Consider the following 15,302-nt stretch of genomic DNA (forward strand, 5'->3'; position numbering starts at 1 on the left):
GTCACTAGCTTGACGACCCCTGTCCGCTCGGACTGGTTTGGTGATCAGGGATTCCGTCTCGATGCGACGCCGTACCTCTCGGGAGCCCTTGAGGCGCGCAAGCGCCTCGACGCACTACCCAACACGATGCGTCTCGATCGAGTGACGTCGGGGCATGACGGCGGCATCTTCAACGGTCCAAAGTTCAGCAGGATTTATCTAGACAACCCGGAGCACAGCGTTCCGTTCCTTGGAAGCACGGACATGCTAGAGGCAGACCTCAGCTTTGTGCCACGCCTCAGCAAGGTGATTGCCGAACGGCTCAACTACCTAGAGGCTTCCCCGGGCATGTCTCTAATCTCATGCTCAGGGACCATCGGTCGCATGGCCTATGTCCGGTCTGACATGGCCGGATTCTGGACGTCTCAGCACGTGATGAAGGTGCAGCCCGATTCCACGATGATTCCGTCGGGATATCTGTACACGTTCCTGCGGAGCCGGTTCGGGATCCCGATGATCGTGTCGTCCGCATACGGGGCGATCATCCAGCACATCGAACCCCACCACATTGCTGACCTCCCCGTGCCGCGGTTCGGTGGCGCTCTGGAGCAGAGGGTCCACGAGCTCGTAGAGGAGAGCGCGAGGCTTCGTGCATCTTTCCAGGCCAGGCTCGCGGCCTCCACGCAAGACTTCTTCGAGAGCGTCGGGCTGGCCAACCTTGCCGAGTACCGGTGGCATGAGCAAGAGCGTGACCTCGGTTTTGTCGTCGACGAGCTCTCGCCAGTGTCGTTGCGAGCGATCAACCACGGCAAGAGGGCGAGCGCGCTCAAGGCTCAGTTGGCGTCCGTGCCGCATCGAACCCTCGGAGAGATCTGCGCTGGCGGTGTTCTGAGTAGAGGTGAGCGCTTCACCCGGATCGAGACCGGTCCAGGCGAGGGCCTGCGCTTCGTCGGCCAACGTCAGGCATTCTGGATCCGGCCAGAAGACCGTTGGATCAAGGCACCGCCGTCCGCAAGCTTGCTTGTCGGGGACGAGACGATCGTCGCAACCGCAAGGGGTCTGCCGAGCGAGAACGGCCTCTTCGGGCGGACGATCCTGGTGACAGGTGCTTGGACGGAGTATGCCTACACGGAGGACTTCCTCCGCATCGGGAGTGGTGACCCGGGGGTGAGCGGGGCCTACCTCTACGCCTTGCTCCGCTCGCCGTTAGCCTTCCGGCTCTTCCGCAGCATGCTTTCGGGGGCGGGACCGCAGAATGTCCATCCTTCGTTTCTTGCGGGACTGCCCATCCCCATCGCATCGCGCGACGATCACGACCGCATCGCTGAGACGGTTCGCGAGGCGTACCGCGAACGCGACCGTGCGGACGAGCTGGAGGACGAGGCACTGGAGTTGTTGACGAGAGCTGTCGAGGGGGCCGAGGTCTGATGGCGAGGATCGTCCAGATCGGTCCGCCCGTGAACGACGCGGAACGGACGGTCATCGCGCACCTGCGCGACCACGGGCCGGACGACTGGACGGTAGTGCATTCCCTGGAGATCCCGGCCCGCCGGGGAGACCTGTTCGAGCTGGACCTGGTCGTCGTGACAGGCCACATGGTCTACGTGATCGACGTCAAGGGCACCCGGGGCCGTATCGAAGTGCACGGGGACAAGTGGCTTCCGGCTGGCAGGGCGGGATTCCATTCACCCCTGCCAAAGGTGCGGGCGAACGCAAAGAGGCTCAAGTCTCTGCTCGAAGAAGCCGACCCAACTCTGTCGCGTGTGTACGTCGGCGGCGCAGTCGTGCTTCCCGCGCCGGATGCTCGCCTCGTCGACCGCACCCCGCAACAACAGGACGCAGCTTCAACCGTTCACCTGGACCACCTCGTCGAGTTCCTTGCGGACGCGTCGCAGGTTCCGATTGGGCATCGACCTGTTGACGCCGACATCTCGGGTCACCACGATCGAATCGTCAGCGCCGTCGAGGGCCCGGCCCGCGCACCATCGGGCCCGTTGCAGTTCGGTAACTGGCACGTGCTGGAGACTCTGAGCGAGACCCAGCACGCACCAGGTGTCGATGTGGTCGGCGAGTATCGCGCCAAGAACGCGAACGCGGTCCAGGGCTCGGGCACCGTGCGGCTGGTGGTGCGTCAGGCTGATCCGTACGCCGAGACCGCGGTCCGCGAGAAGCAACAGAAGCAGATCGGCGTCGCATACGAGGCGCTCGGAAAGATGCCGTCCCACCCGAACATCGTGGGGGTTCGCGATTTCTTCCCTGACCAGGAAGATCGGGGCTTCGTCACGGTCTACGACGACGTGCCGGGCCATGGGCTCCGCCTGCACCTTGGTGAGCGTGCCGCCGACCCCCTCACACTCGATCAAAAGTTGCTCATCCTCCGGCAGGTACTGCAAGGCCTCGCGCACGCTCAGGCGCGCAAGATCGTGCACCGGTCGCTGAGCCCGTCCACGATCCTGGTGACGCAGGACGGGCGAGCGATGCTTACGGGATTCGACTACGCGAAGACGGCGCAGATGCGATCCCATACGGTCCGGATGGACGCGCTAGCTGCTGCTGATGTCGCCTATGTGGCTCAGGAAGCCCAGGTCGACGCGACGAAGTTGACCGCGAAGGCCGATATCTACGCCGTCGGTGTGATCGGCTTTGAACTTTTCACCGGACGCCGGCCGTTCGAGTCGACCACGGCCCAGGCTCAAGCAGCCGGAATCCTGCCTGAGCAGGACCTCATCCGTGCAGACGTCCCCGCATCGCTGCGGCACTGGCTGAGCTTGCTCTGCGCCACTCAGCCTGAGCAGCGCCCGAACGCGAGCGAGGCACTGCGACGTCTCGAACTCGTCGTTGGTGAGATGCGCAGTCCGCGGCGACGGGTCGGTGGCGGGGGAAGCCAACCGCCCGACGTGGGAAGCAGTGCGGCGTCGGACGATGACGAGCGGCGGGATGTCGGGTTCTGGAAGAATCTGCCCCGCGACTACGCGCTGGACAAGTACCTGGTCCGGGAGCGTCTTGGCAAGCCCGGCGGGTCGGGCGTTGCATACCGCGTCTTCGACACGATGCGAAACGTCGACCGAGTACTGAAGTTGATCCTCCAGGAGGAGGAGCACCCGCGAGAGCGTGCGCGCCGCGAGGCTGCGGTACTGGAGCGCCTCAGCAAGTCCGAGGACCCGCACGTCGTGAAGATGATTGATGTGAGTGTGCTGCCGCCACCGTACTCGCATCCCTATCTCGTCTTCGAGCACGAGGAGGGCAAAGACCTCGGCGAGATGACTCGGGGCGGCATGATTACCGTGGGCGACGTCCTTCGGATCGGTCGTGACGTAGCCGCTGGCCTGAGGTACTTGCACGGACTGAGTGTGTGGCACTGCGACGTGAAGCCGAGCAACCTGCTGTGGACCGAGGACGCGGTCAAGTTGATCGACTTCGGCATCGCCAAGACGCCTGACACCACCCAGGGGCACACAGCCAGCACCCCTCGCTACACACCGCCGGATCTGGCCCAGGTCCCGGCGGGACCGGATGGCTACGTCGACCGTGATCTTTACGCACTGGGCATCACCCTCTACGAGGCGCTGACGGGCGGCGCCTATCCGTGGGAGCCATTCACCAGCCCGCCACCCGGCAAGCCCGCGCCCGACCCTCGGCGGCTGTACAGCTTGCCTGAACCTGCCCCGGAGGGCCTGGTAACGGTGATCCTCAAGGCGGTATCACCGTTGCGCAGTGAGCGGTTTACCAGTGCTCACGAGCTGCTAGAGGCGCTGGACGGGGTCATCACAGCACCTCAGTCACTTGTAACTGCCAAGGCGGTCGATGGCGGGCCGACCCAGCGGGGCGAAGCGACGCCCTCAAGTGTGAACCGCTTCGTGGAGCACCTGCAGACGCTGTACAGCCAAAGCCATCGGTCCAACCGTGGCACCCGCGGTATCGACGACCGCGCATACCAGGTGTACGTCAACACGGCGCTGGATGAGGCGCTCAGGCCCGCAGTATTTGCCGGCCAGCACGGGCTCGTCATCGTCACGGGAAACGCTGGTGACGGCAAGACAGCATTCTTAGAAAGCTTGGAAGAGCACGCGCTCGACCTGGGTGCACAGTTCGATGCAAGGCTACCGAATGGCTCGGTGTTCACCCTCTCGGGTCGGCGGTTCCGCACAAACTACGACGGCAGCCAGGACGAGGAGAACGTCCGAAGCGACGACGTCCTGGTCGAGTTCTTCAGCCCGTTTGCGGGCTCGTACGACCTGAGTGTTCCGAGAGACGAGACACGGCTGATTGCCATCAACGAGGGGAGGCTGGTCGACTTCCTGACGCATCACCGTGACAGATTCGAAGCCCTCGCGCGCGAGGTGGACGCCGGACTTCGCGGCGAGCAGGCACCGGGTTCCGTCGCCATCGTGAACCTGAACCTTCGTGACGTCACCGTCCAGACCTGCGATGATGACGGCGTTCCCCAGCTGGGTTCCTCCATCCTCGAGCGGATGCTGACCCGTATGACGGACAGCCGGTTCTGGGACGCGTGCGACAGCTGCCCCCTTGTGCGGTCCTGCTATGCCCGCCACAACGCCACAACGATCGCGCACCCGGTGCTTGGGCCGCAGGTAGCGGATCGTCTGCGGCGCGTGTACGAGCTCGCGCAACTGCGAGGACGGCTCCATATCACCGTCCGGGACCTGCGTTCGGCCCTCGCCTACACGCTCACGTCCGGCCGCAACTGTGCAGAGATCCAAGACCTCCATGAGTCGGCCGACGACAGGGCCTTGCTCGACAGCTACTACTTCAACGCCTACCGAGGCGGTGACGCCACTTCTGAGAACGACCGCCTTCTGGTGCAACTTCGTAACGTCGACGTTGCAGGTCCAGCGCAGCCGGTCCTGGACCGTCGTCTGGCCAGCGAGGGACCCCTGGATCGGCTGCTCATCGACGCGAGTGATCGGCCGTCGTCGGACCGCATGCTGCTTCGCGCAGTGTACGAGCGGGTTGTCGAGACCGGCAGCCCGCGCGAGTTGATGATCCAGTTCGTCGCGACGGCGCGGCGCTTGCTCTACTTCGAAATGCGCGACGTCGACGACGCGGTCCGTATGCTCCCCTACAACTCGGCGCGTGCGTTCCTCGACCGGCTCATGGGCGGGCCGCCGGACCTCGACTGGTTCCTGCGCGCGCTCAACCGCAGCGAGGGCGTCGTCTCGCAAAACATCGCTGATGAGAGCCTCGTGGTCCGTGTTCGTGACGTCTCCCAAGGAACCGTACGCAGCCTGCGACGTTTCCCTGCGACCGGGTTCACCGTTCGCGCCGTCGGCAGCTCCGACAACCCGTACGTTGAGAGCCGTCCTACAGCGCTGCGCCTTACCTACGTTGACCCCGATCGGCCGGGCACCACGGCTGCCGGACTCCAGATCGGGCTCGACCTCTTCGAACTTCTGGGTCGCTTCGACAAGGGTTACCAGGCAACCGCAGACGACGATCAGGGTTACGCACTCGCGCTGTCCGTCTTCAAGAACCAACTCGCAGCGGTTCCGTACCAGGAGGTCGTACTCACCATCGACGGATCTGTCATGCACACCGTCCGACGCTCCGAAGACGGCGTGCTACATCTGACAAAAGAGCAGGGAACCGCTGCAGTGGTAGAGGAGCTCGAATGGCACTAGATGCGAAGGACCGTGCCTTCCGGTACGACGGGATCAGCCGCGTCGACTACAAGTCACTCAACATGGATCGAGTCCTCACTGCCTTCCTCGGTCGGCTGAACTGGAGCGGTGCACCGAGTGTCATGAGCCGGGCGTCGGACCTGAATGTCGACGACTACACATGGATCCTCTTGAACGATGTCGAACGCTTCCGCGGCTTCGGTGACGACGAAGATGTGACCCGGCGCTGGGTCTCGACTCACCTCCTCGACCTTGTGAACCGGGGTCGTTCGACTGAGCAAGTCGCCGGCCCGCGACCTCTACATGGCTACGCATACCGCCTACGCAACAGCCGGCGATCTCGACCGTACGGTGCCGATGAGCAGCTCTACGAAATGCTCTCGGCGAAGCAGCCCGCGATCGATGCCCTCCGCAACTTCTTCTTCACGGAGCAGGCCGGTGCTGACGCAGGCGGCGCAGCCGACATCGACGTCGAGTCTCAGGCTCTGTTGAGCATGGTCGAGGCCACGAAGAACCAGGCCAAGGACCGCGGGGAACCAGCAACCCGTAAGCCGCTGCAGATGCTCTGCCGTCAACCTGCGGAGACGATGGCCGATGACGTGATGCGGCTGCTCCTGCACCGACATTTCATGCCTCGAACGGTCCTTGTCGAGCATCTCAAGGTCCTGCTCTCCTTCCACCTCGCGCTCTACCACCTGCGCATGATCAAGCTCGTCCCGAGAGCCGTCCGCGAGGCTGGAGTCTCGCCCTCGTGCACTCGTGGTCATCCTCGAGGAGAAACCTGCCCGTACGCCGTGAACTTGTTCGCTGATGTCGTCGGCGACCCGATGTCACCTGTTGCCATGTTGGCGAACCGGAGCGCGTCCGTTTGGTACGGCCGAGTCCCTCAGTTCGTCCGCGGGACTTTCGCGCTACTGAAGCTCGCCGACTTCGCTGAGGACCTGCGCCGCAGGAACAAGCCACTGCCCGGAACCGGGCGTTCGGAGCTGGCCGCGGTAGACGTCGCATCGCTACTCACGAAGAAGTACGAGAGGGAGCGGGAAGGCTTCTTCGACATGCGCGTACGCCGGATCCTCGACGACGAGGAGAAGGACCAGCCTCTCGGCCCCGAGCTGAAGACGATCCTGGATCTCGGCCTGAACAGTTTCGACACCTACCTTGAGTTGATCATGCACTACCGAGGCCGGTTCCAGCGCAAATACCTCATGGAGTGCCTGGACTCCCTGCTCATGAAGGGTCGGCCAGGACAGCTTGTCGCCCAGCCGCGTGGCACACGGGCCGAGCGCCGCTTCGTCCTGGACTCGCGTCTCCTCGAGGTCTTACTCCAGGTGTCACTCGTCCGCCCCGACGAGCGGGGTGTCACACGGACACACCCGATGCGCGTCGACGAGGTCCTCGCGGTCCTTCGCAACAGATATGGGATCTTCATCGATGAGTTGCCCAGCGCCGACGGCTTCGAGGGCGCGGACCTCGCCGATCAAGCCGTTTTGCGCACCAACGGCGTCGCGTTCGTAGATCGGCTCCGGGAGATCGGCTACTACCGCGACCTCTCCGACGCCTATCTCACACAGACGGTCACCCCTCGATATGTCATCGGGAGTCCAATCGAAGGGAGTTCTCGATGACCACGGCGACGATCGGTTTCAGCGAGTCTGGCACCACCGAGGTGCGCTCCGCGCTTGAAGAGGTTCTCGTTCCGCGTCTGCTGGAACTGCTCTGTGCAAGAGAGCCGGGGCACTGCATGCGAGTGACGGAGCTCGATGCTGAGCTGTCCGCCCGGCTTGCCCGCCGGCTCCGTTCAGCGTCCGAGCCGGGGACGGTGGTCTGCGTCCTCGGAACAGAGACAGACCTGCAAGGCGACCGTGCAGACGTCGTCGTTACTAGCACAAAGCTCGTCGAGCTTCGAAATCGGCCAGTGGACGCGGCCGGCGGGCCATTGCTCGTTTTCGTGCCCCCGGGCACCAGAGCAAGCGCCGAGGACTCGTTCGGCGTAGCAACGTTCGAGGAGCATCGTGTCTCGGACGCCTACGAGTCCGTGCGCGAGGCGCTCGTCGAAAGGGTGCCCCCTCGGCTCCGCAACCCGCTCGAAGAACTCGGCGCACTCTTACGTGAGAAGGCCGACGGCAGGGCCAGCGACCGTGCCTGGGTCCAGTACCTCTTGACAATCGCGGCGAACGACTATGAGCAGACCGCCGCCGGTGCCGCGTTGTACTGCTTTGGACTCGTGCCAGACCTCGAAGCCTTTACATCCGACGCAAACCTCGCCGAGCGTATTCGTCGCAATCGGATGCATGTCGACGACCTGACAAGGCCGGAACTTGGCGAGCAGCAGCGTGTCGTCACGTTGGGACTTCCGGATGCAGCCTTTGTTGCGCGGCTCGCCCAGTTCGCAGGACACGTCGGGCTTGAGAACCGGAAGGACTGGACCCGGCGCATCATCATCGACCGCGGCAACCGAGACCTGACGTTCGACCGCTGGCCCGTACCGGCCAACCGGGAAGTCCTAGTCGACATCGACGTTCGAACCGTCGGCCTGCCAGACGCGGGTGACGATCCTCGTCACCTCGAGCAGTACCCCGTCCTCGACTCCCTCGCGGGTCAGCCGTACCTTGTAGCCGGTCCGCAGGGGGCTAAGGAGGTTGAAGTTCGTTTCACCGTCAGCCCTGCGCTTACGGCGGCTGATGGCCTCCTCCGGCTGCGCGTCGAGATGGTCTCCGACGACGGCGGCCCCGTCGGACGCTCGATCTCCGTCCAAGTCGGAGCACGCCCGAAATCTGAGTACAAGGCGACGATCAAGAATCTGCGCGCGACCTCCTTGGACGAAGGGTGGCACAAGATCACCGTTCACCCCGTGGCTGATGCAGACCGCCGCATCAGCGTGCGCACCATGCCGAACGGTAACCCAGGAGGCGTGAGCAGCCCGTTCTGGGTCGTCAATGCCGACGAGACTGAAGTGGTCCCCGAGATCCGGAGCACTCGCTACGAGAGCGTCGCTCACGCACTCGAGCAGATGGCCTTCCAGCGGTCCGTCGAAGGTCGGCTCGGCGCCGATCTCATCCCCGCCTCGATGGTGTGGTCGACAGGGGGTCGAGGCGGAATGTACGACCAGGCAACCGTCGATATCGAGCGCGGCGGGAAGGCCGAGGTCCGGTTGTCCCGCACGCTCACTTCGATCGAGCGTGCGACCCTCGGTGCGCCCCGAGAGTTAGGTCTATGGCAGGTTGCCACCAGGAGCGACGGCAGCCAGGCAACGACGCGTCGCGACGACGCCGGCTGGGTCGTCGATCTTGGGCCTGCACCTCTCGCGGCCTTCGAACGCTTCCTGGAAGCTCGCGACGATCTATTCGCGAAGGTGGCAGGATCCGCAACCGGTGACCCTGATGAGCCCATGCCGATCGTCGAGACAGTCGACGTTAATGGCGTCGCAACTGAAGCTCTAGCGTACGCAACGGCCTACTACCATCTCCTCAACGCCCAGGGAGAATGGGCCCGGCAGGCGCCTCCAACCCAACAAGGGCGGGCGCTGCGGGCGCTTGCAGGCCTGCAGCAGGTTGATGCAGTCGCAATCAGCCATGTAGATGCGCTGGGTTCGGTGAACCGCATCTTGCTCCTAGGCCCAACGCACCCTCTGCGAGTCCTGTGGTTCACGACCTGGACAGCGATGGGTGCCGAGTGGCGCGTCGATCTTGAAGGCAGGCCAGCGGCGGCAGCCGAGGAGGCTATGAGGTCGTTCTTCGGGAGGATTACCAACCTCGGCCTCCCGTTCGCGGTGCCGCGGCAGGACGGCCGGCTCCTCGCGTCAACCGGACATTTGACCCCGTTCTGGGCCGCGTACGTCCCGAGTGGCACCGGAGACTCGCGGACGCTCCTTACGCAAGTTGCTGCAGCCCTTGGCGTACCTGATGCTCCCCGCCCGCCGTCCTCGTCAGATGTCTCGGGCCCAGTGCTTGCCGACCGTGTCGAGAAGTACGTGCGCCAGCATCCGTATGTCCGGACGCTCGTCGTCAACGTCGTCAATGCGGGCGACGGTGCATTGATCGCCGAGACACTCCTGGAGCTGCAGCGGCGACCCCTCACCAGAGACCTTGCATACGACATCCGCCTGTGCGTCCACAACACCGAGACGCCTGGAGTCGGCGAGGCACTTGCGGAGCTGACCAGGACCGACAGCCGATTCACTAGCGACGAGGCTGAGGCGTTCGCCGCGCGTCGCGGGTCTCGAGGGCCGAAACTCACCTACTCGGTGACGTCGCTGGAAGAGTTCGAGAGCAAGCCCGGCGACTTCGAGGCCCACCTGTCGGTGCTGGTTGACGCATTCGACGGCGAACAGCACGAGTCGTCGGCGATGCGCGAGATAAGAGGAGCGCCCGCAAACGGCCTTGTTCAGCAGGCTGATACCGCGTTCGAGGATGACGGGACGACCGTCACCTGGCGCAAGACGCCCGTCTTCCCCCGTATCGGCGATGCGCAGCCTCGGGATCTACTCGCGGTGCTTCCGCGGTGCCTGGCGACTGCAGCCGCCACCGTCGCCACGAACGGCTCGGCAGGACGAGTTCCTAGCACCACGCTCAGCCTCGACGGCAAGCAGCGATCGCTCCTGCACCAGGCGCACGAGATGAGCGACTGGGTAGTCATCGTGGACCGGACCCTGGGCTTGGAGTACTTCGACCGTGCGCAGGAACACGGGATGCCCGACTACGTCATCGACTACGCAAGCGGCCGGACTGGTCTTGGCTACCAGGTTCTCGTGAGCTCACGGAAAGTGGATGAGCTTCGAGCCATGCTGAAACCAGTCGTGGCGGACCATGGAGTCAGCGTGGAAGACCGGCACATACAGACGTTCTTCGAACAACTTCGTCTCCTGTCCGGCACCCTTGCCTTCAAGATCGCGTCGGTCGCTCGAAACCAGCGGACAGAGGTCCTCGGACTCGCGCTAGCGCGGCTGTTCCTCGACGGACAGCAAGCTCTCGACGACCAGCTGGTAGTGCCCCTCGATGCCCACCCCGAGCTGTACGCCGAGGCCCGGCGCATGGCTCGCGGAACCGACCAGTCGCTGCGCCGCACCGACCTGGCGCTGTTCAGTTTCGACGCCATGACCCGGACGATCACGTGTCGCCTTGTCGAAGTCAAGGCCTACACATCGGTCCCGGACCTGACTACCTACCAGCGGCTGCAGACTACTATCAAGGAGCAGCTCCGGACCTCCGAGGAGGTCCTTGCTACGCAGTTCGACCCGCATCGCGCGGAGCCAGATCGGGTCGACCGCACGGTGAAGAACCTCGAACTTTCCGCGATGCTGCGCTTCTACTTTGAGCGGGCCGAGCGCTACGGGAGCGTCAACCCATCAGTCGGTACGCACGCCCGGCGGCTGCTCGAGACCCTTGACGATGGCTTCACCCTGGCATTCCGTCGGGCCGGGCTCATTTTCAACCTCACGGGAGCCGGCGGGGAACTGCACGAGGTCGACGGTGTTGAGTATCACCACGTCGGCCGAGACGAAGTCGACGAACTCCTCGGCGGGCTGGTAACCGTGCCTGTGCGGCCTGGCGATCGGCCAGCCGCCGAGCAAACAGCCGAGATGCGCGACGCCTACCTCACGCGATCCCGGCGCGATCCAGCGGCATTCCGAGCTCCAACGCTCGACCCGATGCCTGAGGGTGAGCGCGTCGAGAGTTCCCCCGCTCAGCCGACCGGAGACCGGGCGGTAGCGACGGAGTCTGTGCCTGCCGTACAGGCAGACACTGGGCAGCTCCGTGCGGAGACAGGCACACTTGGAGATGTCGTTGGCGCACTCGACGCGGCGAAGGTTGCGCAGGACGCGCCTACAGCCACGGGGCAGGGCTCTTCTGGATCCGCCGGTTCGGGCGAGGCCAAGATCGTCGTCCACGCGGCGACCTCAGGTGCGGATGGCGAGGCGGCGGCGCTACAGCCGTCGATACTCGTGGGCGTAACCGGGCCCACTCCTCAGTGGGGCATGCTCGGCGAGGCTGTCGATGGACGGAAGGTCGGCGTCGACCTCAACGAGACCCATACCATCAGCCTCTTCGGCGTCCAAGGGGGTGGCAAAAGCTACACGCTCGGTTCGATCATCGAGAGCGCCACCCTCCCGAGCCCGGGGATCAACCACCTACCACGCCCGTTGTCGACAATTGTGTTCCATTACAGCCGTACGCAGGACTACGCCCCCGAGTTCAGTTCGATGGTCGGAATGAACGATGTTGACAGCCAAGTTGCAGCGCTAAGAGAGCGCTACGGTGCCGAGCCCGCAGCGCTCGATGATGTCCTGCTCCTTGCGCCCAGCATGCAGGTGGACGAACGCCGGGCCGAGTTTCCCGGGATCCGCGTGGAGCCCCTCCTGTTCTCCTCCACCGAGCTGCAGGCCTCGCACTGGACGTTCCTGCTTGGCGCTGTCGGTAACCAGGCGATGTACATGCGACAGCTGAAGCAGATACTGAGGGCGAACCGAGCCCGATTGAGCCTCGACACCGTCCGGCAGGCCGTGGAAGCATCGTCGATGGCGGACAACCTCAAGGAGCTGGCACAGCAGCGACTCGAGCTGGCCTCGGAGTACATCGACGACACTGTCCGTATCTCCGACCATGTGCGCCCTGGCCGATTAATCATCGTCGATCTTCGTGACGAGTACATCGAAAAGGACGAGAGCCTCGGGCTCTTCGTCGTCCTCATGCAACTCTTCGCGGAGGCCAAGGACGAGGGCGGCCGATTCAACAAGCTCGTCGTGTTCGATGAGGCGCACAAGTACATCGACAGCAATGAGCTTGTCGACATCCTTGTCGAATCCGTCCGCGAGATGCGGCACAAGGGCATGAGCATCCTCGTCGCCAGCCAGGACCCGCCCTCCGTCCCAGTGTCGCTCATTGAGCTATCCGACCACATTGTCCTTCACCGGATGAACTCGCCCGCCTGGCTCAAGCACATCCAGAAGGCGAACGCCGCCCTATCTGGACTTCGCCCCGAACAACTTGCGAACCTCAAGGCGGGCGAGGCCTACGTCTGGGCGAGTAAGGCAACGGAGTCGTCGTTCACGCGCAACGCGGTTCGAGTATCTCTGCGGCCGCGGGTGACAAGGCACGGGGGTGCGACCAAGACGGCGACATCATGATCGACAGCTGCTGCTGCGGTCAGGACAAGCCGTGTCACGGTTGCACACGACACGATGTTCGGTCCTACGAACGTGGTAATCCAACGAGGAAGCGCCCGCTGGGCTCACCTCCGGACGCGCCGCTGGCTGCAGGGCTCTTGCCCTCCTGACGACGCACGAGCGTGACGACCTGGACGGCCGGCCTCTACGCGCAAGAGCACCAAAGACATCCTGCGCTGCCTCAAGCGAGCCATCGCCCGTCAGGTCTGGCACCTCTGGTCCACCCCGAACCCGTGCCCGACATCGACCAACGTCCGCTACGTCAGGACAAAGGCCTGCTCCCGCGCCACGCCGCCGATCTGTTCGGCGTCTGGCCCGCCATCATCTCCACCCTCAAACGCGGTAAGAGCCGCAACGACGGCCTTGCAACCGCCTACCGCGAATGACTCCTAGCCGCTTGACACGAGATAGGAGCATTACGCGCGCTACGGACCTACCGAGTCCAGGTGACCATGGCGAGGCCACGGTCTGCTGCACCGACGACGAGGTCGCGCCACCGGCGGAACGGGACCGACCATCTCGACGACCTCACCCTCGGACCGCTCCCAGGCTGCTGGAGCGCGCCCGAGGAGCATCTTCTGGTGCGTGCCCCATACCTCGAGATCGGGGTCGAGCTGCCGCATCCGGAAGCCGTAGAGCTCGACCTGCTTGGGGCTGGACCATCGAATCGGTCCGCCGGCGCGCTCGGTGACGTCGGGCACGTCAGTGTCGCCGTGCAGTGCTTCCATCGGGAGGCTCGAACTCATGATGACGTGCTGGAGCTCGCGCCACCATGAATCCAGGTCGATCACGTCGGGATCCTCACGTTCGTCGTCGTCCCACGCGACCTGGCACAACTCAGCGGTGCGGGCGATCATCGCATTCGGGTCAGCGAGCAGGTTCCGAACTTCGGCTTCGGCGGTCCGCCAGAAGTAGTGACTCATCCCCACGACGGCGACCGTAGCCGGGGACTCCGACAGTCACTCTACGAAGCGTGGACCGCTGCGTTGCGGCCGGCGACCTCGTACGCGGACGGTCCAGGATTTGCGAGGCCAGCCCAGTTGCCGAACTCCGGTACGTCGATCCAGTACGTGTCGCGAGCCATTCCAACGAACTCAGTGACAAGTCGGCGCATGGGCGTCGTTGACCTGTCGACCACGGCCAGGTCTCCAGTCCCGTCGGGACGCACTTCGGCCTGCACGTCAAGAACGGCCTCGTCCTCAGTAAAGGTGTCGGTGTCGTTCGGGTAGGTGTAGTCGACGGTGATCCAGCGCCAGAGGCGCCCTTCCGTCCAGTCGTAGTCGATCTGACGCCACAGGCTGTGTGCGGGGGTGTAGAAACTTGCGCGCACGCGACCGGAGGTTCCGATCCCGAGGACCCATCGCGGACGCGGGACGCCTTGCGTGTCGCGGTCCGCTGCGTCCACAACGTCGATGCCAGTGTTGGAATGGTAGCGGCCACTTGCGGTGTCGACGTCGAGCCATTCGTGTCCGAGCGCGGGACGACGGGTGATGTCGTTCCATCTTTCGGTGTAGAACACGTCCTGCGTCATGAGAGGTCTCCAACATCGGGGTGTGTCTCGTAAGTTCGGATGCGTACGCCCTTCTCAGCAGCGTACTTCGTGACCTCGGTGGGCGTCCGCTTCCCCTGCGGCGGCACGCCGAGGAACAAGCGACCACGCAACGGCCGTCCGAGTTCGCCGGTGCTCAGCTTGCGCCGGTTGCCTTCGGTGTCCGCGACGATGAGGTCCGCCCGATACGGTTCATACTTCTCGACTGCCTCGTCGATGTACTTCTTTGCAGTCTTCAACGTCACGTCTGAGAATTGAACGTGCTTGAGCGACACGACCTGCCTGTGCGCGAGCCCGTCGACGCGAAAGTCCGCAATCTTCTTTCCAGTCTTCAGATCGATGTTGCGAACGGTCACCTCGATGGCTTGGAAGTGGTGGGCCGCGGCGTGGTGGTAGGCGCAGCCTCGCAGGATGGTGCGCATGTATTCGGGCACCGACAGGTTCCGTGAAGCGTCCTTGTAGAAGTTCGCTTTGTCGATCTCAGTGCCGGTCTTCGGGTAAGTGGCCCAGATCTTCTGCCATCGCTCCTCCTCTGCGGAGCTGAGCCTCTCGATCGCCACTTGCAGGTCGTCGCTGATGGGGTCGAGCTCGTCCATCTCGCCCTGCAGGTGGGAGGGAGCCCAGCTTCGACCGCCGCTGCGCCAGTAGTCGGCCATCGCCGGTGTGAGCGCACCCGAGACGGGTCTGCCAGCCGTTGTGTCGGTGACCGCCTGCTGGGCCCAGGCAACGCCGAGGAGCTGAGCACGCCGGAGCTGCTGGGTCGCGTTGAAGAGCGTCCGCCGCGCCGCGCCGATCCCTTCGGCGGCGGTCCGTGCGTAGTTGTCCTCCGGCGCGTGGAGCATCAGCGTGTTGCTCCACCGGTCGCACTCGTCGATCCAGTGATGCAAGGTGCGCTGGTCTGTGGCGATCCCCTGGTCGAGTTCAGTGACCAGAGCTTCGGCGAGGCGTTGCAGGTCAGACTGGGCCACTGGCC

8 protein-coding genes are annotated in these 15,302 nt (G+C 64.2%); 5 read left to right on the plus strand and 3 right to left on the minus strand.

The features are described 5' to 3' along the window. The first annotated feature begins 9 nt into the window (after window positions 1-9). The 5 genes from mads5 to ACFS27_RS22825 all read left to right on the plus strand — a co-directional run bounded on the left by mads5 (window position 10) and on the right by ACFS27_RS22825 (window position 13,166). The gene (gene mads5 / locus ACFS27_RS22805; protein ID WP_377187941.1) at window positions 10-1,407 is read left to right on the plus strand and encodes a methylation-associated defense system restriction endonuclease subunit S MAD5; all 1,398 of its coding nucleotides are present in this window, start codon (window positions 10-12) and stop codon (window positions 1,405-1,407) included. Continuing rightward, window positions 1,407-5,618: a methylation-associated defense system protein kinase MAD6 gene (gene mads6 / locus ACFS27_RS22810; RefSeq protein WP_377187943.1), complete on the plus strand. Its 4,212-nt coding sequence runs from the start codon at window positions 1,407-1,409 to the stop codon at window positions 5,616-5,618. Before mads5 ends, mads6 begins: the two co-directional genes overlap by 1 nt. Continuing rightward, window positions 5,609-7,243 (plus strand): methylation-associated defense system protein MAD7, encoded by a 1,635-nt coding sequence (gene mads7, locus ACFS27_RS22815; protein ID WP_377187946.1) that lies wholly within the window; start codon window positions 5,609-5,611, stop codon window positions 7,241-7,243. The genes mads6 and mads7 overlap by 10 nt, the downstream gene beginning before the upstream one ends. Then, window positions 7,240-12,741: a methylation-associated defense system ATP-binding protein MAD8 gene (gene mads8 / locus ACFS27_RS22820; protein WP_377187949.1), complete on the plus strand. Its 5,502-nt coding sequence runs from the start codon at window positions 7,240-7,242 to the stop codon at window positions 12,739-12,741. The genes mads7 and mads8 overlap by 4 nt, the downstream gene beginning before the upstream one ends. A gap of 272 nt (window positions 12,742-13,013) precedes the next feature. Next, window positions 13,014-13,166, plus strand: a complete 153-nt coding sequence (locus ACFS27_RS22825; RefSeq protein ID WP_377187952.1) for a hypothetical protein — start codon at window positions 13,014-13,016, stop codon at window positions 13,164-13,166. Window positions 13,167-13,205: 39 nt separating this feature from the next. Here the strand turns inward: ACFS27_RS22825 and ACFS27_RS22830 are convergent, their stop codons facing one another. The 3 genes from ACFS27_RS22830 to ACFS27_RS22840 are packed head-to-tail and all read right to left on the minus strand — an operon-like array spanning window position 13,206 to window position 15,297. After that, on the minus strand, window positions 13,206-13,703 hold the full coding sequence (locus tag ACFS27_RS22830; protein WP_377191140.1) for a DUF1877 family protein: 498 nt from the start codon (window positions 13,701-13,703) through the stop codon (window positions 13,206-13,208). A 41-nt stretch (window positions 13,704-13,744) separates the two neighbouring features. After that, on the minus strand, window positions 13,745-14,311 hold the full coding sequence (locus ACFS27_RS22835) for a hypothetical protein (RefSeq protein WP_377187954.1): 567 nt from the start codon (window positions 14,309-14,311) through the stop codon (window positions 13,745-13,747). Further along, a complete protein-coding gene (locus ACFS27_RS22840) occupies window positions 14,308-15,297 on the minus strand; it encodes a hypothetical protein (protein WP_377187957.1) in 990 nt (329 codons plus the stop codon). The genes ACFS27_RS22835 and ACFS27_RS22840 overlap by 4 nt, the downstream gene beginning before the upstream one ends. Window positions 15,298-15,302: the final 5 nt, after the last annotated feature.

Source organism: Promicromonospora vindobonensis, from assembly GCF_042685865.1.
GTDB lineage: Bacteria > Actinomycetota > Actinomycetes > Actinomycetales > Cellulomonadaceae > Promicromonospora > Promicromonospora vindobonensis.

Excerpts from the sequence above, each read along its gene's own strand:
- ACFS27_RS22835 (WP_377187954.1), bottom strand. The coding sequence starts at position 14,311 with ATGACGCAGGACGTGTTCTACACCGAAAGATGGAACGACATCACCCGT.
- mads6 (WP_377187943.1), top strand. The coding sequence starts at position 1,407 with ATGGCGAGGATCGTCCAGATCGGTCCGCCCGTGAACGACGCGGAACGG.
- mads8 (WP_377187949.1), top strand. The coding sequence starts at position 7,240 with ATGACCACGGCGACGATCGGTTTCAGCGAGTCTGGCACCACCGAGGTG.
- ACFS27_RS22830 (WP_377191140.1), bottom strand. The coding sequence starts at position 13,703 with ATGAGTCACTACTTCTGGCGGACCGCCGAAGCCGAAGTTCGGAACCTG.
- mads7 (WP_377187946.1), top strand. The coding sequence starts at position 5,609 with ATGGCACTAGATGCGAAGGACCGTGCCTTCCGGTACGACGGGATCAGC.